21 protein-coding genes are annotated in these 21183 nt (G+C 65.3%); 10 read left to right on the top strand and 11 right to left on the bottom strand.

From position 1 onward, the window contains the following. Positions 1-52: 52 nt before the first annotated feature. From CRO39_RS12915 to CRO39_RS12900, 4 genes are all read right to left on the bottom strand, one after another. Positions 53-901, bottom strand: coding sequence for a LytR/AlgR family response regulator transcription factor (locus CRO39_RS12915; protein WP_097122371.1), 849 nt, complete (start codon positions 899-901; stop codon positions 53-55). Continuing rightward, positions 891-1997: a sensor histidine kinase gene (locus CRO39_RS12910; protein ID WP_097122370.1), complete on the bottom strand. Its 1107-nt coding sequence runs from the start codon at positions 1995-1997 to the stop codon at positions 891-893. The genes CRO39_RS12915 and CRO39_RS12910 overlap by 11 nt, the downstream gene beginning before the upstream one ends. A 187-nt stretch (positions 1998-2184) precedes the next feature. Further along, on the bottom strand, positions 2185-2625 hold the full coding sequence (locus CRO39_RS12905) for a carboxymuconolactone decarboxylase family protein (protein ID WP_097122369.1): 441 nt from the start codon (positions 2623-2625) through the stop codon (positions 2185-2187). A 36-nt stretch (positions 2626-2661) separates the two neighbouring features. Continuing rightward, positions 2662-3549 (bottom strand): RNA polymerase sigma-70 factor, encoded by an 888-nt coding sequence (locus CRO39_RS12900; protein ID WP_097122368.1) that lies wholly within the window; start codon positions 3547-3549, stop codon positions 2662-2664. A 110-nt stretch (positions 3550-3659) separates the two neighbouring features. On the opposite strand from CRO39_RS12900, the gene CRO39_RS12895 reads away from it, so the two are divergent. Next, positions 3660-5177 carry a fumarate hydratase gene (locus CRO39_RS12895; protein WP_097122367.1) on the top strand — a complete coding sequence of 506 codons (1518 nt, stop codon included), beginning with the start codon at positions 3660-3662 and terminating at the stop codon, positions 5175-5177. A 65-nt stretch (positions 5178-5242) separates the two neighbouring features. Continuing rightward, a complete protein-coding gene (locus CRO39_RS12890; RefSeq protein WP_097122366.1) occupies positions 5243-5878 on the top strand; it encodes a glutathione S-transferase family protein in 636 nt (211 codons plus the stop codon). 31 nt (positions 5879-5909) lie between these two features. On the opposite strand, the gene CRO39_RS12885 is transcribed toward CRO39_RS12890, so the two are convergent. The 3 genes from CRO39_RS12885 to CRO39_RS12875 all read right to left on the bottom strand — a co-directional run bounded on the left by CRO39_RS12885 (position 5910) and on the right by CRO39_RS12875 (position 9034). After that, entirely contained in the window at positions 5910-7019 is a 1110-nt protein-coding gene (locus tag CRO39_RS12885) for a sterol desaturase family protein (protein WP_097122365.1), read from the bottom strand. Positions 7020-7323: 304 nt separating this feature from the next. Further along, a complete protein-coding gene (locus tag CRO39_RS12880; RefSeq protein ID WP_425479700.1) occupies positions 7324-8493 on the bottom strand; it encodes a phospholipase A in 1170 nt (389 codons plus the stop codon). Positions 8494-8548: 55 nt separating this feature from the next. Continuing rightward, entirely contained in the window at positions 8549-9034 is a 486-nt protein-coding gene (locus CRO39_RS12875; protein ID WP_097122363.1) for a DUF456 domain-containing protein, read from the bottom strand. Between the two features lie 231 nt (positions 9035-9265). Here CRO39_RS12875 and CRO39_RS12870 point away from each other — a divergent pair, with 231 nt between their 5' ends. Beyond that, on the top strand, positions 9266-9475 hold the full coding sequence (locus CRO39_RS12870; protein ID WP_097122362.1) for a cold-shock protein: 210 nt from the start codon (positions 9266-9268) through the stop codon (positions 9473-9475). A gap of 93 nt (positions 9476-9568) precedes the next feature. Here the strand turns inward: CRO39_RS12870 and CRO39_RS12865 are convergent, their stop codons facing one another. Together CRO39_RS12865 and CRO39_RS12860 are read right to left on the bottom strand one after the other, a co-directional pair. Then, the gene (locus CRO39_RS12865; RefSeq protein WP_097122361.1) at positions 9569-10036 is read right to left on the bottom strand and encodes a glycine zipper 2TM domain-containing protein; all 468 of its coding nucleotides are present in this window, start codon (positions 10034-10036) and stop codon (positions 9569-9571) included. A 125-nt stretch (positions 10037-10161) separates the two neighbouring features. Then, positions 10162-10578 carry a cytochrome c gene (locus tag CRO39_RS12860; RefSeq protein ID WP_097122360.1) on the bottom strand — a complete coding sequence of 139 codons (417 nt, stop codon included), beginning with the start codon at positions 10576-10578 and terminating at the stop codon, positions 10162-10164. 76 nt (positions 10579-10654) lie between these two features. On the opposite strand from CRO39_RS12860, the gene CRO39_RS12855 reads away from it, so the two are divergent. Next, on the top strand, positions 10655-11467 hold the full coding sequence (locus tag CRO39_RS12855) for a tRNA threonylcarbamoyladenosine dehydratase (RefSeq protein WP_425479699.1): 813 nt from the start codon (positions 10655-10657) through the stop codon (positions 11465-11467). A gap of 95 nt (positions 11468-11562) precedes the next feature. Here the strand turns inward: CRO39_RS12855 and CRO39_RS12850 are convergent, their stop codons facing one another. Continuing rightward, a complete protein-coding gene (locus CRO39_RS12850) occupies positions 11563-12327 on the bottom strand; it encodes a TatD family hydrolase (protein ID WP_097122575.1) in 765 nt (254 codons plus the stop codon). A 13-nt stretch (positions 12328-12340) separates the two neighbouring features. Next, positions 12341-12568 carry a DUF6116 family protein gene (locus tag CRO39_RS12845; protein WP_097122359.1) on the bottom strand — a complete coding sequence of 76 codons (228 nt, stop codon included), beginning with the start codon at positions 12566-12568 and terminating at the stop codon, positions 12341-12343. Between the two features lie 172 nt (positions 12569-12740). Between CRO39_RS12845 and CRO39_RS12840 the strand changes: the two genes are divergently transcribed. The 6 genes from CRO39_RS12840 to CRO39_RS12815 all read left to right on the top strand — a co-directional run bounded on the left by CRO39_RS12840 (position 12741) and on the right by CRO39_RS12815 (position 21163). Continuing rightward, entirely contained in the window at positions 12741-13562 is an 822-nt protein-coding gene (locus tag CRO39_RS12840; RefSeq protein ID WP_097122358.1) for a glycine zipper 2TM domain-containing protein, read from the top strand. A gap of 167 nt (positions 13563-13729) precedes the next feature. Then, on the top strand, positions 13730-14893 hold the full coding sequence (locus tag CRO39_RS12835; protein ID WP_097122357.1) for an acyl-CoA dehydrogenase family protein: 1164 nt from the start codon (positions 13730-13732) through the stop codon (positions 14891-14893). 22 nt (positions 14894-14915) lie between these two features. Continuing rightward, entirely contained in the window at positions 14916-17546 is a 2631-nt protein-coding gene (locus tag CRO39_RS12830; RefSeq protein ID WP_097122356.1) for a DUF3857 domain-containing protein, read from the top strand. Between the two features lie 8 nt (positions 17547-17554). Further along, positions 17555-18100 (top strand): GNAT family N-acetyltransferase, encoded by a 546-nt coding sequence (locus CRO39_RS12825; RefSeq protein ID WP_097122355.1) that lies wholly within the window; start codon positions 17555-17557, stop codon positions 18098-18100. A 48-nt stretch (positions 18101-18148) separates the two neighbouring features. Then, positions 18149-18799, top strand: a complete 651-nt coding sequence (locus tag CRO39_RS12820) for a glutathione S-transferase family protein (protein ID WP_097122354.1) — start codon at positions 18149-18151, stop codon at positions 18797-18799. A gap of 93 nt (positions 18800-18892) precedes the next feature. Beyond that, positions 18893-21163, top strand: a complete 2271-nt coding sequence (locus tag CRO39_RS12815) for a thiamine pyrophosphate-dependent enzyme (protein ID WP_097122353.1) — start codon at positions 18893-18895, stop codon at positions 21161-21163. Positions 21164-21183 lie beyond the last annotated feature (20 nt).

Raw genomic sequence — 21183 nt, 5'->3', positions numbered from 1 at the left:
CGTTAGCCCATCGCGACTCGCGTCGCTCCCACAAGGAGAGATTGCCGGTGCCTCAGATCAACACCGCCAGCTTGTCCCGATGCGTGCGCGAAAGCTTGAGTTCCTGCCCGCAGTCCAGTCGCAGGAAGCTTTCGCCGTTGGTGTGCGGGCGCAGTTCCACCACGCGCCTGGCGTTGACGATGGTGGAGCGGTGGATGCGCGGAAAGCGCTGAGGATCCAGTTGCTGTTCCAGTTCCCGCATGGTGGCGCGCAGGATGATGGTGTTGCCCTGCGGTGTGTCGCCGTCGGTGTGGATGCACATGTAGTCGCCGGCGGCGTCGATCCAGCGGATGCAGGCCAGGTCGACCTTGACCGTGCGTTGGCCATCGCGCACGGCCAGCTTGTCTTCGCGGCGCAGTTGCTCGAGGAAATCAGGCTGCAGGGCTTCGTGGAGATCCAGCGGCCGGCCGCTGAGCTGGCCCAGCAACCCAAGCAGCCGCGCGCAATGGCCTTTGGCCGCATGCTGGGCGCGCGTCTGCCGCACGCGCGCCAGCGCCTGATGCAGGCGGCTGTCCTCCACCGGCTTGAGCAGGTAGTCCACCGCCGAGGTCTCGAACGCGCGGATCGCGTAGTGGTCGTAGGCGGTGACGAAAATCACCAGCGGCATTTCCGCGGCCGGAATGTTCCGCAGCGTTCCGAACCCGTCCACGCCCGGCATCTGCACGTCCAGCAGCATCAGATCCGGCCGCAACGCGTGCACGGCGGCGACCGCGGCGGCGCCGTCGCCGTATTGGCCGACGATTTCGATGTCGGCGTGTTCGGCCAGCCGCAGCTCCAGCCCGCGCCTTGCCAGCGGTTCGTCGTCGACGATCAGCGTGCGTATGCGCTGCGCCGCTACCGCTGCGATCGCATCAGTCTTCATGTCCGGCCCTGTCGATGGCGGTGGCCGCGGTTTCGAACGGCAGGCGCAGGCAGACCTCGATGCCGCGGGGCAGGTTGCGCACCGAGAAGCCGCCGGCGTCGCCGTACAGCACGTTGAGCCGTTCGCGCGTGTTGCGCAGGCCCACGCCTTTGCCCGGCGGCAGTTCGCCGCCTTCCAGCGCGGCGCAGCCCGGGCCGTCGTCGATCACCTTCAGCACCAGTTGCGCATCCTCGCGGCGCGCCTGTATGCGCAGCGTTCCGCCGGACACCTCGCGCGCAACGGCATATTTGATGGCGTTTTCGACCAGCGGCTGCAGCAGCAGGCTGGGCAGCAGCGCGCGCCAGCAGTCGGCATCGATGTCGGTTTCGATCCGCAACCGTTCGGCGAAGCGGATCTTCTCGATACCCAGGTACAGGGTCAGCGCATCCAGTTCCTGTCTCAGCGTGACCCGCTGCATCGGGTCGTTGTCCAGCGAATGGCGCAGGAATGCCGACAGCCCCTGCACCATGCGGTTGGCGGTGGCGTTGTCGCGGTCCAGGATCAGCGTGGAGATGGCATTGAGCGTGTTGAACAGGAAATGCGGATTGAGCTGGTAACGCAGCATCTTCAGCTGCGCCTGATGCGCCATGTTGCGCGCGGCCAGCGCGCGCTGGGTTTGGTCCTGCAATTGCCGGTAGTACTTCACGCCCAGGTACAGGCCGACCCAGGCCAGCACCACGTAGATGTAGGTGAACGCGTAAGCCACATAGGCAAGCCGGCTGTCCGGCCCGCAGGTCGGGCAGAACTCGATCAATACGCTGCGGGTCACCCGATCCATCACCGCCGAACTGGCCAGCACCGGCAGCACCATGATCGCCAGCAGCCGCATCGGCGGCTGGCCCCAGCAGGCCCTCAACAGCAGGCGCAGCCCCAGCGTCACCACGGAGCCGGTAATGGCTGCCGTCAGCGGCACCATCCAGTAGCCGGCGGGTTTGCCGTAGGCCAATGCCGACAGGTAGCCCAGGCTGAAATAGCCGGTCCAGCCGCCGATGTGCAGCAGCCAGAACAGTTGTTCGCGCCGCGGCAGCGCGAGTGGGTGGGAGGCGGCGATGGCCATGGCGGTTCGGCGTTGACGCAGGTGCGGCCATGGTAAACCCGCCGGCCCGGCGCGCCCTCACGGTTCGTCGGGCCGGTGCCTCGGTTGGGCGCATCGGCGCAGCGCCAGGCTCGCCCCGGCTCGTGAGATTGCGCCCAGGGCGGCCCTGGGCGCGGCACCAAGGGTGGTGCAGCCGGCTCGCTTGCGCTTACGGCAGTTCGGGCTGCAGGCCCACGCCAAGCCGGTTCCAGGCGTTGATGGTGGCCACGGCCATGGTCAGTTCGGCGATCTCGTGCTCGTCGAAATGCGCTTTCAATGCCTCATAGGTGGCATCGGCCGGCGCACCGGAGGGCAGGGTGGTCAGCTGTTCGGCCCAGGCCAGCGCCGCGCCTTCGCGCCCGTCGAAGAAGCGGCTTTCGCGCCAGCCGGCGAGGGTGTCGAGCTTGCGTCCCTCCACACCCGCGTTGCGCAGCGCGGTGGAGTGCATGTCCAGGCAGAATCCGCAGCCGTTGATCTGCGAAACGCGCAGGAAGATCAGTTCGACGAACTCCTTGCCCAGTTTTCCGCCATGCAGGCTCTGGCTGATCGTGTACAGGCCGCGGAAGGCTTCGGGAACGTACCTGGGGTATTCGACGCGATGGAATTTCATGGCAGTGGGGAGTGGCGGCCACCATGGCCGCCTTCACTACCAGGACGCGCCAGCGGATGCCGGCGTGACAGCGCGGCCGATTTTTTCCGGATTGGCCACGGTGAGCAGTTCACTGATGCGGTCGCCGTCGCTGACCGCCACCATCACCGCGGCAAGCGCGCCGTGGCGGTAGCGCAGGATCGCCGGTTCGCCGTTGACCGTGCCCATGCGCCATTCGACCGCTGGGTCGGCCCGGCGATAGGCGGCCCAGAACAGCCGCGCGATGCGCACGGCGCCCAACAGGGGACGAATCACCGCCACCGCCTTGCCGCCGCCATCGGACACCAGCCGCGCATCCTCGCTCAACAGCGCGGCGATGGCGGAACGGTCGCCGACGCGGGCGGCGTGCATGAAGCGCTCCAGCAGGCGGCGGTGCTGTTCCGGCGCCACCTGGAAGCGCGGCCGCCCGGCCTGTATGCGCTCGCGCGCACGGTGCACCATCTGCCGGCAGTTGGCCTGGCTCTGGCCCAGCAGCGAAGCGATTTGCGCATAGTCGTAGTCGAAGGCTTCCTTGAGCAGGAATGCCGCCCGTTCCTCGGGGCCCAGCCGTTCCAGCGCCGCCAGGAACGCCAGCGAAACCTGTTCGGCCAGTTCGGCCCGGTCGCCGGGGCCCGGGGTTTCATCGATCTCCAGCGGCTCGGGCAGCCATGGGCCGACATAGTGCTGGCGCTGCGTATGCGCAGCGCGCAGGCGGTCGATGCCCAGGCGGGTGGTTGCGGTGACCAGCCACGCTTCGGGATCGCGGATGCTGGCGCGGTCGGCCTGCCGCCAGCGCAACCAGGCGTCCTGCACCACGTCCTCGGCGTCGCTGCGGCTGCCCAGCAACCGGTAGGCCAGTCCGAACAGGCGGGAGCGGTGGGTTTCGAAGGCGTTTTCTGTGTTCATGGCGCCAGGACGGGGCAGGATGGCCGGCCGTGACACCGGCCGGGGCGCTACTTTGGCCTAAAATGGCGGTTCCCGCCCGCTACCCACCGGCAGCCCCGGCTTTTGCCTACATGACTTCGATCAAGCAAGAAGACCTCATCCAGTCCGTCGCCGATGCCCTGCAGTACATCAGCTATTACCACCCGGTCGACTACATCAAGAACCTCGCCGCCGCCTATGAGCGCGAGGAATCGCCGGCGGCCAAGGACGCCATCGCGCAGATCCTGATCAATTCGCGCATGTGCGCCGAAGGCCACCGCCCGATCTGCCAGGACACCGGCATCGTCACGGTGTTCCTTGAGATCGGCATGAACGTGCGCTGGGACGACGCCACGATGGGCGTGGAGGAGATGGTCCACGAAGGCGTGCGCCGCGCCTACAACCATCCGGACAACAAGCTGCGCGCCTCGGTGCTGGCCGATCCTGCCGGCAAACGCACCAATACCAGGGACAACACGCCGGGCGTGGTCAACGTCAAGGTCGTGCCGGGCGATACCGTCGATGTGATCGTCGCGGCCAAGGGCGGCGGTTCGGAGGCCAAGTCCAAGTTCGCCATGCTCAATCCCTCCGATTCCATCGTCGACTGGGTGCTCAAGACCGTGCCGACCATGGGCGCCGGCTGGTGCCCGCCGGGCATGCTGGGCATCGGCATCGGCGGCACCGCCGAGAAGGCGATGCTGCTGGCCAAGGAATCGTTGATGGAGCCGATCGACATCACCGATCTGCAGGCGCGCGGCCCGTCCAATCGCGCCGAAGAGCTGCGCCTGGAGCTGTACGAAAAGGTCAACGCATTGGGCATCGGCGCGCAGGGCCTGGGCGGCCTGACCACCGTGCTCGACATCAAGGTCAAGGATTATCCGACCCACGCGGCCAACCTGCCGGTGGCGATGATCCCCAATTGCGCCGCCACCCGCCACGCGCACTTCACCCTGGACGGCAGCGGGCCGGTGATGCTGGAGCCGCCGTCGCTGGAAGACTGGCCGCAGTTGACCTACGACGCCTCCAAGGGACGCCGCGTCAACCTGGACACGCTGACCCGCGAGGACGTGGCCAGTTGGAAGCCCGGCGAAGTGCTGCTGCTCAACGGCAAGCTGCTGACCGGCCGCGATGCTGCGCACAAGCGCATGGTCGACATGCTCAACAAGGGCGAGCCGTTGCCGGTCGACCTGCGCGGCCGCTTCATCTACTACGTCGGCCCGGTCGATCCCGTGCGCGACGAAGTGGTCGGCCCGGCCGGCCCGACCACCGCCACGCGCATGGACAAGTTCACCGAGCAGGTGCTCAGCCAGACCGGTTTGCTGGGCATGGTCGGCAAGGCCGAGCGCGGCCCGGCAGCCATCGAGGCCATCCGCAAGCACCAGTCCGCCTATCTGATGGCGGTCGGCGGCGCGGCGTATCTGGTCTCCAAGGCAATCAAGGCGGCGAAGGTCGTCGGCTTCGCCGACCTGGGCATGGAGGCGATCTATGAATTCGAGGTGCAGGACATGCCGGTGACGGTAGCGGTCGATTCGCAGGGCACCTCGGTGCACAACACCGGCCCGAAGCAATGGCAGGCGCGCATCGGCAAGATCCCGGTGCTGGTGGAGTAAAGGAAAACAACAACTCCCTCCCCCTGCCTTCGCAGGGGAGGGGCAGAAACCCGATAAGGAATCCCATGCCCACCACCCTCTACTACTCCCGGAGCACCGCCAGTCTGGTCGTCCACTGGCTGTTGATCGAACTGGGCGTGCCGCATGAACTGCATGAGCTGGACTTCGACAAGCGCGACCAGAAATCCGCCGATTACCTGAAGCTCAATCCAGCCGGGGTGGTGCCCACGCTGGTGATGGACGGGCAGGCGATCACCGAGACCGCGGCCATCGTCATGCACCTGGCCGATCTGCACCCGAAGGCGGAACTGGCGCCGGCCGTGGCGAGCAGCCAACGCGCGCAGTACTACCGCTGGATGCTGTTCTGCGCCAACACGCTGATGCCGGCCTATCGCGCGTGGTTCTATTCGGATGAAATCGCAGGGTCGGAGAACAGCGACGCCAGCCGCCAGCATGCCCGGGCGAAGCTGGAGAAGGCGTGGGGGCAAGTTGCCGATCATCTGGACGCGCATGGCCCCTATCTGCTCGGCGCGCAGCGCACGGCCGCCGATTTCCTGCTGACCATGCTGATGCGCTGGTCGCGCAACATGCCCAAGCCGACCGATACCTGGCCGGTGCTGCAAGCCCATGCGCAGCGCATGAAGGCGCTGCCGAGTTTCAAGGAAGTCTATGCCCGCGAGGGGCTGACCGACTGGACGTAGCGAAAGTGCATCCTGTGGGAGCGACGATCGCTCAGTCCACGTACTCGTCGAACTTCCGCCCGCTCTGGAACGGCATCAGATGCTGGCGCAGGATGCCGCGCGGCACGGTTTCCAGCTTCATCACGCCGTATTCCTCGGGCCAGTCTTCCTGCTTGCGCGGCAGCTTGAATGTGCCCATCAGCATGTCCACCAGCGGCAGGTGGATGGCGTAGTTCACATCCAGATAGTCCGGGTGCCGCGCGTGGTGCCAGTGGTGATAGCGCGGCAGCACCAGCAGATATTCCAGCACGCCGAAGCGGATACCCAGGTTGGCATGCGCCAGCACCGCCTGCAGGCCGACCAGGATCACATAGGCGTTCACTGCCGAGGCCGAGAACCCGAGGATCAGCAATGGCAACAGCACCGCGCTGCGGGTCAGCACGATCTCGATGAAGTGGATGCGCGATCCGGCCAGCCAGTCCATCTCGCGGCTGGAGTGATGCACGGCATGGAACCGCCAGAGCCAGGGAATGTTGTGGTAGGCCCGGTGCAGCAGCGCCTGCGCCAGATCGGCCACGAAAACGGCGATCAGGAACTGCGCCCACACCGGCAGCGACTGGATCGCATTCTTCAGCGCCGGAAAGGCGGCCAGCCCGGCGATGGTGGAGGTGGAGGCGGTCACCAGGATCAGGATGAACTGCACCAGCACATGGCTCATGAAGAAATAGGCCACATCGGTGCGCCAGCCGGAACGCAGCGGCGAAATCCGCCGCTTGCCCAGGTAGTGCTCCAGCGGCACGAACACCAGCGCCGAGAAGAACAGCGAAATGACGAACCAGTCCAGCCCCAGCGAGTAGGGCGTCTGCCCGATACCGTCGAACTGCACATTGGTGCCGCCCAGCAGCACCGCCAGCGTTGCGCTGCCGACACCGATCAGCGCGATGCGCTTGTTGCGATCGCGCAGGATCGCCAGCGTACCCAGGCCGAAGGCCGCGCTGAGGCCGACCAACAGCAGATTGCGCGCGAAGCCTTCGGTATAGACCGCACGGAATTCCTTGCTGGTCAGCAGTTCGGGGAAGTGGAAACAAAGCACCGCGAACAGGCTGAGCAATCCCAGCAACGCGGAGGAATAGGCGAAGAACGAGCGGCGTTTGCGGTCCATGCGTCGGGTCGGCAGTCGGGTTGCCGGGAAGCATAGCCGAGGAACTGGGGAGGAGGAACGAGGAGTGAGGAGGGGAGGGGGGAAGAGTGAGGAACGAGGAACGAGGAACGAGGAACGAGAAATGAGGAACGAGAAACGAGAAACGAGAAACGAGAAACGAGGGATGGTGGTCCTGTTGTCTGAAAGACCGTGCTCTCTCAGACAACAGGATGTTTCAATCCCGGTCCCCGGTCCCCGGTCCCCGGTCCCCAGTCCCCAGTCCCCAGTCCCCAGTCCCCAGTCCCCAGTCCCCAGTCCCGGCCTCTCAATACCACTCCAGCAACGAGATACCCAGGCCGAAATAGGTGGCCTTGTGGTTGTAGTCGATCAGGCTTTCGCCATAGCCGTGGAAGGCCTGCACGTGGCCGCGGAAGGTGCGGTTGATCGGAAAGCCCCAGTCCAGTTGCACCGCACCGCGGGAGTCGTCGCCGCCGCGCAGCGAGTGGCGGCCCAGTACGGTGAATTCGTGGCCGCCATTGCTGTAGGTCAGCATCGCATCGCCGCGGCCGATGTAGTCCTCGATGTCCGGGTTGTCGTCGTCGTTGCCGTCGGAAATGCGAAACCACGGGCGCAGCACCAGCGCCCAGTTGTCGCGGTCCAGGCCGATGGTGGCGATCACCCGGTTCCAACTGCGCGACAGCGGGTCTTCGCGGCCGTTGGACTGGTGGTTGATGCCGATGCCGGCCATGCGGCCCTTCCATCCGCCGATGCTGTAACTGTTGCGGAATACCAGCAGCACTTCCGGTTCGTAGTCGGTTTCACGGAACGGCCGCGAAGTGTCGCCGTTGTAGACCTGCCAGCGCGAACTCTGGGTATAACCGCCCCACAGATCGCCGTTGTCGCCGAACAGGTTCTCGGCGAACTTGGTCTTGAAGCTGAGCTGGAACTTCGCTTCGGTTTCCTGCAGGTCCAACGGCTCGGCGACCGTGTTGCGCGGATTCGGCGATTGCGGCAGCTCGTTCTTGTCGCTGGTCCAGAACGCCGGCAGCAGATAGACCGGTTTGTAGCCGCGCAGCTGGAACACGCCCAGCTTGGAGTCTTTGGCCAGTTCCCAGCGGCTGTCCAGCAGCGAACCCTTGCCGGCGTTGGCCAGTGCCTCCTGCATCGTCGGGTCGTCGGTGCGGAACAGCGCGCCAAGACGGCGCCGGCTGCGCTCGCTCAGCGACTGCGATTGCGCCTCGGCAGTGGCTGCGGCGCGTTGCTGCTCGCGGCTGTTCCTGGCCGCCATCGCCTCGGCGTCGGCGGCGTGAGTGTCGTCCGGCGTGCGTCCGAATGCCGCATCGAAACAGGCCAGCCGTGCGGCATCGTTGTCCACCGCGATGCAGGCCTCCCCACGGGATTGCGACGGCAATGTTTCTTGCGCTGCAACAGGCAGGACGAAAGTAAATGCAATTACTAACATCGGCAACGACAGCGAAAGGCTTGTATTCGTCATTGAACGACCTTGGCGGAGGGTGGAGGGAAACCAGGGCATTCTGCCGCAGCGCCGATTACAGGAACCAGGCGAACGCGAACAGACCGATCATTGCGAAGGCCAGCCCCAGCTTCAGCACCACGCCCAGCGCGATGCCCAGCCAGGTGCCAAAGCCGACCCGGGTCGCCTGGCCAAGCTCGCGGCCGTGCCAGAGCTCGCCCAGCAAGGCGCCTACGAAGGGCCCGGCGAACAGCCCGACCGGGCCGAAGAACAAACCGGCAAATGTCCCGATAACCGCGCCCAGCAAGGCTTTCCGGCTGGCGCCGACACGCTGGGCGCCGACCGCGGTGGCCAGGAAGTCGACCACCACCGACAGCAGGGTCAGCAATCCCAGCGCGGTCAGGCTGACCCAGCCGACCTGCTGGAAATCCCCCGCCCAGGCGGCCAGCAGCATGCCCACGAAGACCAGCGGCAGACCGGGCAGCACCGGCAGGATCACCCCGGCGATTCCGACCGCAATCAGCAGGGCGGCCACGGCGTAATAAAGGGTATTGATATCCAAGCAATTCTCCCAGCCGAATCAAAGGTTTGGACGCGCAGAAACCACTTTGCCAAATGTTTGCTTTTTCATAAATGCCGGGTTAATGTGCGGCCGCTGCTGTTGCCAAGGTCACCGTGAATCGTGGCCTGATGCGGTAGATCGATGATCCGCTACATCGTTGTACCTCGCTTCCTCCTTGCAACCAGCCGCCTCACGGGGCGTTTTCCACCAACCGTTTCAAGGAGCAAGTAGATGGCTGATCGTGAGACTGGAACTGTAAAGTGGTTCAATGATGCCAAAGGCTTCGGCTTTATCAGCCGCGAAAATGGCGAAGACGTGTTCGTGCACTTCCGTGCCATCCAGAGCCAGGGCTTCAAGAGCCTGAAAGAAGGCCAGAAAGTCAGCTTCACCGTCGTGCAGGGGCAGAAGGGTCTGCAGGCCGACGCGGTCGAAGCGCTTTAATCCAGAGGTTTCACCCGGCTGCCGCAAGCCGGATTTGAAGAAAAAGCCCGACGAAAGTCGGGCTTTTTCTTGTTGCGGCGCTGCGATGCGGGCTTAGCGGATGACTACCCGGCCATTCTGCACGCGCACATAGGTGTTCTCGCGGATGCCGCCCAGATCGCGCTGGTTGATCACGATGGTGCGGCCATCGTCCATGCGCACATGCACGTCGTAGGTGTCGTCGGTGACGCGGTTCTGGATGGCGTTGCCGGCAACGGCGCCGGCAACCGCACCGGCGGCGGTGGAAACGTTCTTGTTGCCTTCGCTGCCGCCAGTACGGTCGGAAATCTGCCGGCCGGCGACCGCGCCGACGATGCCACCAAGCACCGCACCGGTGGCCGACGGCGCGGTGCGTCCGGAAGGCACACGTTCGATACGGGTAACGATGCCGCAGTCGGCGCAGTAGCGCGACGACGCGGCAGGTGCGCTATAGCCGCCACTGCCGTAGCCGGGCGAGGTGGTGGCGCAACCGGCCAGGGCGATGGCGCCGATGGCGCCGACAGCAAGCAATCGAATCTTCATAGCGTCCTCCTGGGCGGTTGCCACGCTGGCCCGCCATTCGCCGTCATCGTGAACGCGGCAGAATGAACACGGCGAGAATTCTGGCGGCACCGTCAGCGTTGTGGCGGGAACGGGTCAGCGGCAATTCATCCGCGGAAATCCTGATGGCAAGCCTTGCAGCTTTCCTTGATCTGCTCGTTGAGCGCACCGGCGGCCGCGCAGTCGGTGGGCGGCGCCGAAAGCGCCGCATCCAGGTGGGCGCGGAACTGGCTGGAATGAGTGGTGAAGCGCTGATCGTCGGCCAGTTCGGGGAATGCGGTTTCCAGATCGTTGGCCATGGTGCGCAGCGCCCGTGCATGCGGCACGGTGTCGGTGGCGGCGCAGCGGTTCTGCGCGACTTTCTGCCCCAGCAAGCCGGCGTGCTTGCCCATCACGTTCATTACGGCGTGCGGAAACGGGTCCTGTCGCGCTTGCAGCGCACGTACCGCCATCACCGTGGCGATGGCGCCGACCAGCAGGCCGAGCAGGAACAGGAACAGGTATCGCGACGCATTGCTGGCCATCAGGCTGGCTCCTTGTGATTGACCGGGCGATGGTACGACGCCACCGGCGCGCAACGCCACGTCCTACAATAGGCCGATGGACAGTTCTGCACTGCAAGCGCCCCTGCGCGAACGTTTTTCCGGCATCGACCGCCTGTACGGCCAGGGAGCGGTGTCGCGGTATGCGCACAGCCGGGTTGCGGTGGTCGGCATGGGCGGGGTCGGTTCATGGGTGGTGGAGGCGCTGGCGCGCTCGGGTGTCGGTCACCTGACCCTGATCGACGCCGACGACATCTGCGTCTCCAACACCAATCGCCAGCTGCCCGCGCTGGATGGCCAGTACGGGCGCAACAAGGCCGAAGCGATGGCCGAACGCTGCCGGGCGATCAATCCGCTGGCCGAGGTCGACGCGCTGCCGATGTTCCTGACCGGAGGCAACATGGAGCAGTTGCTCGACCGCGGCTTCGACCTGGTGCTGGACGCCTGCGACAGCTTCCGGGTCAAGGTTGAGATGATCGCCTGGTGCCGGCGCCGCAAGTTGCCCATCATCGTTTCCGGTTCCGCTGGCGGCCGCACCGACCCGACCCAGATCCGCCTGCGCGATCTGTCGCGCACCGAACACGACGCGCTGCTGGCGCTGGTGCGCAAGAAGCTGCGCGCGGAATTCAGTTTCCCGAAGAACCCGGACCGCTACTTCGGCGTGCAGGCGGTGTATTCGCTGCAGAACGTCCGCTACCCGCAGGCCGACGGCAGCGTCTGCGGACTGCGCCCGCAGTTGGGTGCCGACGCGGCGCTGAAGCTCGATTGCGGCGTAGGGCTGGGGGCGGCCACCCATATCACCGGCGCGTTCGCGTTTGCGATGGTCGGCCGGGCGCTGGAATTGCTGCTGAAGGAAAAGAAGGTTCCCTGACCCTGCCGCGCGCACGCGGTGCCTGCTGGCTCTTCGTAGCCGGTTTTGCCCGACGGTTTCGGCCGGGACCTACCAGCAGCGCAGCAAGCTGCGTCCTACGCCGCGGGGAGGCCGAACAGGCGTTGCGCGTTGGCGGTCGTGGCGGCGGCGATAACGGCAGGGTCCTCATTGCGGAGCCGGGCGATGGTTTCGCAGACGGTGGCCAGCCGCGCCGGTTCGTTGCGCTGTCCGCGGATGCCGGCGTCGGGCTGGTCGGGGGCGTCGGTTTCCAGCAGCAGATGTTCCAGCGGCATCGTCGCGGCCAGCTTGCGCAGCCGGTTGGCGCGTTCGTAGGTGACCGGCCCGCCCAGGCCAATCAGGAAACCCAGCTGCCACAGCTGGCGCGCCTGTTCCGGGCTGCCGGAAAAACTGTGCACCACGCCACGGAGGTTGCCGATGCGCTTGCAGGCGGCGATGACCGCATCGACGGCGCGCCGGGCATGCACGATCACCGGCAGGCCGAATTCATGCGCCAGCTTGAGCTGGCCTTCGAAATAGTCGTGCTGGCTCTGCGCATCCAGGCCCTCGACGAAGAAATCCAGGCCGCATTCGCCGACCGCGACCGGGCGCTCGCGCTGGATCCACTCGCGCAGCAGCGGCAGGTGCTGCGGCCGGTGCGAGGACAGGAACATCGGATGCAGCCCGTAGGCCGGGAACAGCCCTTCTTCGCCGGCGCATATCGCGCGCAGTCCGGGCCAGCCGGCGGCGTCGACCGCCGGCAGGACCTGCCGGCCAACGCCAGCGGCGCGTGCGCGCCGGACCACGGCCTCGCGGTCGGCGTCGAATTCTGGCGCATCCAGGTGGCAGTGGCTGTCGATCAGCACGGCGCCGCGCTCAGCCCTGGCGGTGCGGGTGCTCGATGACAGCCGGGCTTTTGTCCTTGCGGCTCTTCCAGTTGGCCAGCAGCAAGGTGCCCAGTCCCAGCAGCACTTCGTCCACCAACGGGATGGGGTCGGGGAAGAACAGGGTGAGCAGGAACAGCGCGGCGGTCAGCTTGAACAGGGTGGGATAGCGCAGCTTTCTGGCCCATTCGAGCAACGGGAGCAGGATGGGACTGGCCATGGCCGGTTACCTCGGTCGGACGGATGCCGTCACGCTAACATGCCGCGGCAAAGCCTGGCGCCGTTCACATTACGGCAGATTCATGCTGGCGAAATCCGGACTCGGTTCAGCTTCGTCGTGCTGCAATGATGGCGTGATATGACCCGGGCACGGCCCGACATTGGAGGCAGCGATGAAAAGCAATACCACTACGATTCTGGTCGCCGTTGGCGCGCTGCTGGTGGGTGGCGTGGCCACCGCCGCTTTCATGAAGAGCGGCAACAAGAGTCCCGAACTGGCCGCGTCGAGCGAAACCTCGGCGCCTCTGGACCCGGATGCCATCGGCGACGATTCGGCGCTGGACAACCAGATCCCGACCAACACCTTGCAGTACGCCGACGTGATCAAGGTGAATCCGGTCACTTCCACGGAAAAACTTTATGCCACGGTCATCGGCAGCGAGCCGGTGCGTGAGACCACCAGCACCGTCACGCCGCGCGAGGTCTGCGAGGACGTGGTGGTGCAGGAGCGCCTGCCCGAACGCGATGGCAACGTCGGCGGCACGGTGGCCGGTGCGGTCATCGGTGGCCTGCTCGGCAACCAGGTCGGCAGCGGCAGCGGCAAGAAAGCCGCCACCGTGGCCGGCGCGGTGGCTGGTGGCGCCATCGGCAACAAGGTCGACAAGAACCATGTCGGCGGCAGGGTGGTGACCCGCACCGAGCGCCAGTGCCGTACCGAGAACGCGACGTCCGAATCCTCGCGGGTGACCGGCTACAACGTGACCTACCGCAATCCCGACGGCAGCACCGGCACCATGCGCATGGCCGGCAAGCCGGGTACCCGCATCGCCCTGGGCAATACCGACAAGGTGGTCGGCTACGACGTGACCTATCGCTTCGACGGCCAGGAAAACACCATTCGCCTGGACGAAAAGCCGGCCAGCGACCGCCTGCCGGTCATCGACGGCCAGGTGGTGACCCAGACCGCCGCGATGTCGGGCCCCGAACAGGGCTGAGCATCGGCAACCGGGTCGTTCCCAGCATAAGGCCGGCGCATGCCGGCCTTTTGCTTGTGCACGACAGCTTGATGGCCGGAACCGGGAACCGACTTCGGTTGCGGGGGTTACGGCGGGCAAGGGCGCGCGAATACAATGCCGGATTGCCCGCAACCCGGTTCTGAGACATGGCCCTGCACCCTTACGATCTGTTCGACGTCCGTTCGCTGCTGTCAGAAGAGGAGCGTGCCGTACAGGACACCGTGGCCCGCTTCACCGACGAACGCGTACGTCCGATCATCGGCGAGGCCTTCGACGAAGGCCGCTTTCCGAAGGAACTGGTGGCGGAAATCGCCGAACTGGGCCTGCTGGGCTCCTCGCTGCCGGAGCAATACGGCGGACACGGTCTCAACGCGGTCAGCTACGGTCTGATCTGCCAGGAACTGGAGCGCGGCGATTCCGGCATCCGCAGCTTCGTCAGCGTGCAGTCCTCGCTGTGCATGTACCCCATCTACGCCTACGGCAGCGAAGAGCAGCGCCAGCGCTGGCTGCCGGACATGGCCGCCGGCAAGGTCATCGGCTGCTTCGGCCTGACCGAACCGCATGGCGGCTCGGATCCGGCCAATATGAAGACGCGCGCCGTGCGCGATGGCGGCGACTGGGTGATCAACGGTTCCAAGATGTGGATCACCAACGGCAACCTGGCCGACATCGCCATCGTCTGGGCGCAGACCGACGAGGGCATCCAGGGCTTCGTGCTGGAGAAGGGCATGGCCGGTTTCAGCGCGCAGGAAATCAAGCACAAGATGAGCCTGCGCGCGTCGGTGACCAGTTCGCTGTTCTTCGACAATGTGCGCGTTCCGGACAGCAACCGCCTGCCCAACGTCAAAGGCCTGAAAGGTCCGCTGGGCTGCCTGACCCAGGCCCGCTACGGCATCACCTGGGGCCCGATAGGCGCGGCCATCGCCTGCCTAGACGAAGCGTTGAACTATTCCAAGGAACGCATCCTGTTCGAGCGCCCGGTGGCGGCCACCCAGAGCGCGCAGATCAAGCTGGCCGAGATGGCCCGCCGCATCACCCTGGCGCAGTTGCTGTCGCTGCAACTGGGCCGGCTCAAGGATGCCGGCAGCATGCAGCCGGCGCAGGTATCGCTGGCCAAGTGGAACAACTGCCGCATGGCCATCGATATCGCCCGCGAATGCCGCGACCTGCTTGGCGGCGCCGGCATCACCACCGAGCACGCCGCCATCCGCCATGCGCTGAACCTGGAATCGGTCATCACCTACGAAGGCACGGAAACCGTGCATCAGCTGGTGATCGGGCGCGAGTTGACCGGCATCAACGCGTTCTGAGCCTAACTTACGGGGGGCCGACTTGAGCAACAACCCGAAGAAGCGGCGCTGGGGAGCGCTGCCGCTGATCGCTATGCTGATCGCTGCCTCCGTTCCGCGCGGAGCAGCCAGCGAGTACCGCCTCGCCGACGATTCACCTGGGTCCAGTGCGCTCGCGTCTCTGGGTACGGAACTGCCGGCGGTGGCCTCAGACGGCCTGCGTTACCTGGTGGTGGCAGATCGGCTGGATTTGACGGGCAAACGACCCGCCTGGCATCGACAGGTTAGCTATGACGTCGTACATGAGCGTGGCTTGGCCGCAGCAGGTCAGTTCAGCATCGATTACCAGCCGGCGTTCCAGCAGGTAACGCTGCATGCGGTTGACGTCTGGCGCAATGGTCAGCGACTGGATCGGCGTCAACAGTCGCGTATCGAGGTCTTGCGCCGCGAATCGGGGTTGGAATCCGGATTGCTGGATGGCAGTCGCTCCCTGTCGGTCACCATTCCTGACATCCGCCTCGACGACCGCATCGAGTACCGGTACACCATTGATGGCTACAATCCGGTGTTCGCCGGCGGATACTACGACTACTGGAATGCACGTTACGGCGTGCCGCTCGGAATGCGCGAAGTCCGTATCGTCTATCCGCAAAAGTTGCCGTTGCGCTTTCGGGGCGATCTTGAGGGATTCCAGACCCATAGCGGCATCGAAGATGGAAAACGGTGGTGGCAGGCCCGCGGACATGCGCTGGCTAGTATCGACGAGGAAGAGTCCACCCCCACTAGCTATGACGACCATCGTCGTATCGAAGCAACCACCGCCAGCGACTGGAGCGACGTGGTGGATTGGGCGTTGCCGCTTTACCCTGGCCGTTTTCGCGACCGCGCTCAGGCTGCCGAACTCGTTCAGCGGATCGGGCTGAACCGCGCGGATCCCGGCGGTTCGTTGGCGCGCGCCATAGCATTCGTTCAAGGCCAGGTGCGCTATACCGGCCTGGACATGGGGTTGAACTCGCATGCGCCCAACCTGCCGGAGCTGGTCGCCGAACGCCGTTTCGGCGACTGCAAGGACAAGGCCCATCTGCTCATCGCATTGTTGCATGAGGTAGGCATTGCGGCGGAACCGGTGCTGGTGCACAGCGGCCTGCGTGGCGCGGTACGTCTACGCATGCCAAGCCCGCTGGCCTTCGACCATGTTGTCGTGCGTGCGTACCTGTCCGATGGGGAGATATGGATCGATCCCACACGCTACCGGGAGCGGGGGCCGCTTACCGGTCGTGAGCCCCTGGACTTCGGCTTCGGTTTGGCCGTCGCCGCTGGTAGCGACGACCTGGTGGAAATTCCGGCGCCGTTCCCCGCGCAGCCGCAAGTCGAGGTCGATCAACGCCTCGATTTTTCCGGAAGCACTGACGCACTGAATGCCGAGTTCGAAGTGGATACGCGTTATCTGCAGGGTTACGCCGATCGCATTCGCGAGAACTTTTCCAGAGATGGTGCGGAAAAGGTCGGTACGGGTTATCTCAGCTACATGCAGAACTATTACGAAGGCCTGCGTGCCGACGGCGAACCGCAGCTGAGCGATGGCGAGCAGGCGCTATCGGTACGTGAGCGCTATCGCCTGCAATGGGATGGCACCGCGGGCGGCACTGGGTTCGGCATCGTGCTGTTCCAGGCATTGGACTGGGCGCCTCGCCTAGCCGAGAAAGCGCGGCGTACGCCGCTGGCGTTGGGCGGCCCCCGCTTTGGCCGCCATACCGTACGCAGCAAGCACCCCGATGGATGGAGCATTCAGGCCAGCGAGGACGCTGTGGAAAATCCCTACTTTCAGTTTCGTCGAACCGTGGCCGTGGATGCGGACGGGCGACTGGTCATCGCTGCAGAATGGAAGAGATTGGCCGATGAGGTGCCCGCCGACGATTTTGCTCGTGTGCGCAAGGATTTTTTGCAAGTAAGGGAGTTGTTGCAATACGACGTCGACCTGGTACCGAAATGGAGCGGTTTGAGCGGTGAGTTGGGCGATTGGCTATGGCCGCTGTCTGCATGGGGAGGGGCGTTGCTGCTGCTCGCTGTGCTTTGGTTGCGGCGTGGTCGCTGGGTAGTGGCAGGCATGCTGTACCGCCCCAAGGCCACGGTGGCAGGACGCATGGCAGGAGGTGGGATGGCTGCCGGTGGCGTTATCGGAACGGTGGCCGTTGTTGCCGAGCTTATGCTGGAGCGCGGCGCCGCCGCGGTCGCCACTCCCTCGTTGCTTACCCTCGGGGCACTTATGGGAGGCTTCATCGCCTTGTGCCTGCGCTGGGCGTTGTTTGCAGGGCTGCTCAAGCTGGCGCTGAGGCTGTTTGGCCATAGAGTGCCGTATCAGGATATACGCCTGGCTTACGGTATGGCGCTGGCGCCGTTGCTGGTGTTCATCGTGTTGGCAATGATAGCGCTGGGATTCAGGCTGGATTGGCTGGATGAACAGGAATTTGAAACGATAAGTCGGCTACCCTCGCAACTGGTCGCGATAGCCTTCGTACTGGCCGGGCTGTTGTGGTGGATGGTGTCTCTGGCCGGGGCCTGTGCTGGGGTGGCAGGCGTATCCAGGCGCAAGGGGGCCGCGGTGGTCGGGTTGAGCGTATTTCCGCTGGTGGTCTTGGGCACGCTGGTGTCGATAGCGCTTTCGCTCCGATAATTGTCGAAATGAGCATCTTCGATCTGCAACTGGAAACCGAACGGCTGATCCTGCGCCCGCCGCAGGCGGACGATTTCGAGCCGTGGGCGGCGTTCATTGCCGATGAGGAAGCGGCGCGCCATATCGGCGGTATGCAGGCCAGGCCGATTGCGTGGCGATCGTTTGCTTCGGTGATCGGTGCCTGGCACCTGCAGGGTTTCGCGTTTTTTTCGGTGCTGGAGAAAGCCAGCGGACAGTGGGTGGGCCGGGTCGGACCATGGCAGCCGGAAGGCTGGCCGGGCACCGAGGTCGGCTGGAGCATCGCCCGCGAACACTGGGGCAGGGGCTATGCGCCCGAGGCCGCCGCCGCGGCCACCGGCTGGGCGTTTGCCCACCTGGGCTGGGATGAGGTCATCCACACCATTGCCCCGGAGAATCGCAACTCCAAGGCGGTCGCCGCCAAGCTCGGTTCGCGGTTGCTGCGCATGGGCGAACTGCCCGAGCCGCACCAAGGAAAACCGGTGGAAATCTGGGGGCAGTCGCGTGCCGAATGGCATGCGCGGCAGGCCATGTGACGCCATCGGCACTTCATCGAACCCCTTCTTAATTCCCGGAGCCCGCGCATGCCGATCGAAACGCTTACCGTCCATGGCTATTCGGTATCGGGCAACTGCCACAAGGTGCGGCTGTTGCTGGAGCAGCTTGGCCGCCCGTACCGCTGGATCGAGGTCGACAGCGCCAATGGCGCCACCCGCACGCCGGAATATCTGGCCAAAAACCCCAACGACAAGGTGCCGATGCTGGAGCGCGAAGACGGCCACATATTGACCGAGTCCAACGCCATTTTGTGCTGGTTGGCCGAGAACACGTCATTCCTGCCTGCCGACGCCTGGCAGCGCGCACAGGCGTTGAGCTGGCTGTTCTTCGAGCAGTACAGCCACGAACCCTATGTCGCGGTGGCGCGCTTCATCCGCGGCTGGACGCCGCTGGATTCGCCGCGCCGCGCCGAGCTGCCCCGGCTGATCGAACGCGGCGAACAGGCGCTGGCGGTGATGGAGCAGCATTTGCGCAAGGCGCACTGGTTTACCGGCGAACGCTATGGCGTGGCCGATATCGCGCTGTTCGCGTATACCGATTGCGCGGCCGATGGCGGCTTCGACCTGGGCGGGTTTCCGCGTATCACCGACTGGCTGGCGCGCGTGCGCGCCACTGCGGGATTCGTGCCGATGCCTGCGGTCAGCGATGAAGCCGCTGAGCGTCTGGCCGCGTCCTGAACCTGCCTCGTCCGGATCTACCTCCCGATATCCCGCCCGCCGGCAACGCGATAGACAACCCTCGGGCGCGCAGGCCCCAACCACGGAAACCGCATGACCTCCAAACCGATTCCCGCCCGCATGAAGGGCCTCAACCGCGCCGAAATCTGCGACCGGAACTTCATCGAATTCGTCGGCGAGTGGAGCGGCGCAAGCCGCGCACGCCCTGCCGCAGGCCAGGCCATCCTGGATGGCAGCGCGCTGGATGCGGGCGGTTTCTCCGAACTGCTGGAATCGCAGTTGATCTCGCGGCATCTGGATCTGATGGCGCGCGTGCTGCGCGTGCAGAACAAGGTCTTCTACACCATCGGCAGTTCCGGCCACGAAGGCAACGCGATGGTCGCGCGGTTGACCCGGCATACGGATCCGGCTTTCCTGCACTACCGCAGCGGCGGGTTCATGGCCGAACGTTTCCGCAAGCTGCCGGGCATGGACCCTGTCATGGATTCGGCCTTGTCGTTCGCGGCCAGTGCGGAAGATCCGGCCAGCGGCGGCCGCCACAAGGTCTGGGGCAGCAAACCGTTGTGGGTGCTGCCGCAAACTTCCACCATCGCTTCGCATCTGCCCAAGGCGCTGGGCACCGCCATCGCCATCGAGCAGGCGCGCCGTATCGGCCATGCCTCACCGATTCCCGAAGACAGCATCGCTATCTGCTCGTTCGGCGACGCCTCCAGCAACCATGCCACCGCACAGACCGCATTCAACGCGGCGGCGTGGACCGCCTACCAGAAACTGCCGGCACCGGTGCTGTTCGTCTGCGAGGACAACGGCATCGGCATATCGGTCAAGACGCCGGGGGGCTGGATAGAGCGCAATTTCGCCGGCCGCGCGGATCTGGATTATTTCTACGCCGATGGCCTGGACCTGGCCGCCGGCTACGGCCAGGTGCAGGCGGCGGTGGAGCATTGCCGGCGCACGCGCCGGCCCACCTTCCTGCACCTGCGCACCACCCGCATCATGGGCCATGCCGGTACCGATTTCGAAATCGAATGGCGGCCGATCGAGGAACTGTGCGCGGTGGAGGCGACCGATCCGCTGCTGCGTTCTGCTGCCATCGCGCTGGAATCGGGACTGCTGTCGAAACAGGAACTGCTGGATTGGTACGAGGCCATCCGCAAACGCTGCTTCGCCGCCGCCGAAGAGGCCGACCGCCGGCCCAAGATTACGCGCCTGGAGGATGTCGTCGCACCGCTGGCGCCATACTCGCCGGATGCGGTGATGGCCGAGGCCGTGCGCGCTGCGCCGCAGGACAAGCGCATTGCCGTGTTCGGCAGCGAGGAAAAGCTGCCGGAAGCGCTGCCGCCGCGCCATCTGGCCATCCAGATCAACCAAGCGCTGCACGATCTGTTCTGCAAGTATCCCGAGGCGCTGCTGTTCGGCGAGGACGTGGCGCAGAAAGGCGGCGTCTACACGGTCACCAAGGGCCTGCACAAGGCGTTCAAGGGCAGCCGCGTGTTCAATACGCTGCTGGACGAAACGATGATCCTGGGGCTGGCCCAGGGCTATGCCAACCTGGACATGCTGCCGTTGCCGGAAATCCAGTACCTGGCGTATTTCCACAATGCCTGCGATCAGATCCGTGGCGAAGCGGCCAGCCTGCAGTTCTTCAGCAACAACCAGTACCGCAACCCGATGGTGGTGCGCATTGCCGGGCTCGGTTACCAGCGCGGTTTCGGCGGTCACTTCCACAACGACAATTCGATCGCCGCCCTGCGCGACATCCCCGGCCTGGTAGTGGGTTGTCCGTCGCGCGGCGACGATGCGGCGATGATGCTGCGCACGCTGGCTGCGCTGGCCAAGGTGGATGGCCGCGTCGGCGTCTTCCTGGAACCCATTGCCCTGTACATGACCAAGGATCTGTACGAAGCCGGCGACGGCCAGTGGCTGTTCCCCTATCCGGCGCCGGAGCAGGCCATTGCCCTGGGCGAGGGGCGCATCTACCGCGAGCAGGCCGAGGATCTGGTGATTTTCACCTACGGCAACGGCGTGCCGATGAGCCTGCGCGCCGCGCGCAGCATCGAACAGAAGCATGGCTGGGAAGTGCGCGTGGTCGATCTGCGCTGGCTGGTGCCGCTCAACGAAGCCTTCATCGTCGAACAGGCGAAGACCGCCAAGCGCATCCTGGTGGTGGACGAAGGCCGCCATTCGGCGGGCGTGGGCGAAGGCATCATCACCGCCATTGCCGAGGGCGGCCATGGCGCGCGGCCTTTCCAGCGCGTGGTCGGCGCGGACACCTACACGCCGCTGGCGGGTGCCGCCTTGCTGGTATTGCCGGGCGACGACGACATCGTGGCGGCGGCGGAGCGTCTGGCGAAAACCGGGTAGGGAACGGTGTCCCCGCCGTT

This window comes from Pseudoxanthomonas wuyuanensis, assembly GCF_900215535.1.
Classification (GTDB): domain Bacteria; phylum Pseudomonadota; class Gammaproteobacteria; order Xanthomonadales; family Xanthomonadaceae; genus Pseudoxanthomonas_A; species Pseudoxanthomonas_A wuyuanensis.
Note: the sequence above shows the minus strand (reverse complement) of the source record. Positions and strands in the feature narration are given on the sequence as shown.

Coding starts and splice junctions, on each gene's coding strand:
- CRO39_RS12845 (WP_097122359.1), bottom strand. CDS start 12,568: ATGGCCAGTCCCATCCTGCTCCCGTTGCTCGAATGGGCCAGAAAGCTG.
- CRO39_RS12890 (WP_097122366.1), top strand. CDS start 5,243: ATGCCCACCACCCTCTACTACTCCCGGAGCACCGCCAGTCTGGTCGTC.
- CRO39_RS12880 (WP_425479700.1), bottom strand. CDS start 8,493: ATGACGAATACAAGCCTTTCGCTGTCGTTGCCGATGTTAGTAATTGCA.
- CRO39_RS12900 (WP_097122368.1), bottom strand. CDS start 3,549: ATGAACACAGAAAACGCCTTCGAAACCCACCGCTCCCGCCTGTTCGGA.
- CRO39_RS12885 (WP_097122365.1), bottom strand. CDS start 7,019: ATGGACCGCAAACGCCGCTCGTTCTTCGCCTATTCCTCCGCGTTGCTG.
- CRO39_RS12825 (WP_097122355.1), top strand. CDS start 17,555: ATGAGCATCTTCGATCTGCAACTGGAAACCGAACGGCTGATCCTGCGC.
- CRO39_RS12835 (WP_097122357.1), top strand. CDS start 13,730: ATGGCCCTGCACCCTTACGATCTGTTCGACGTCCGTTCGCTGCTGTCA.
- CRO39_RS12860 (WP_097122360.1), bottom strand. CDS start 10,578: ATGGCCAGCAATGCGTCGCGATACCTGTTCCTGTTCCTGCTCGGCCTG.
- CRO39_RS12820 (WP_097122354.1), top strand. CDS start 18,149: ATGCCGATCGAAACGCTTACCGTCCATGGCTATTCGGTATCGGGCAAC.
- CRO39_RS12905 (WP_097122369.1), bottom strand. CDS start 2,625: ATGAAATTCCATCGCGTCGAATACCCCAGGTACGTTCCCGAAGCCTTC.
- CRO39_RS12855 (WP_425479699.1), top strand. CDS start 10,655: ATGGACAGTTCTGCACTGCAAGCGCCCCTGCGCGAACGTTTTTCCGGC.
- CRO39_RS12910 (WP_097122370.1), bottom strand. CDS start 1,997: ATGGCCATCGCCGCCTCCCACCCACTCGCGCTGCCGCGGCGCGAACAA.
- CRO39_RS12865 (WP_097122361.1), bottom strand. CDS start 10,036: ATGAAGATTCGATTGCTTGCTGTCGGCGCCATCGGCGCCATCGCCCTG.
- CRO39_RS12870 (WP_097122362.1), top strand. CDS start 9,266: ATGGCTGATCGTGAGACTGGAACTGTAAAGTGGTTCAATGATGCCAAA.
- CRO39_RS12840 (WP_097122358.1), top strand. CDS start 12,741: ATGAAAAGCAATACCACTACGATTCTGGTCGCCGTTGGCGCGCTGCTG.
- CRO39_RS12915 (WP_097122371.1), bottom strand. CDS start 901: ATGAAGACTGATGCGATCGCAGCGGTAGCGGCGCAGCGCATACGCACG.
- CRO39_RS12815 (WP_097122353.1), top strand. CDS start 18,893: ATGACCTCCAAACCGATTCCCGCCCGCATGAAGGGCCTCAACCGCGCC.
- CRO39_RS12895 (WP_097122367.1), top strand. CDS start 3,660: ATGACTTCGATCAAGCAAGAAGACCTCATCCAGTCCGTCGCCGATGCC.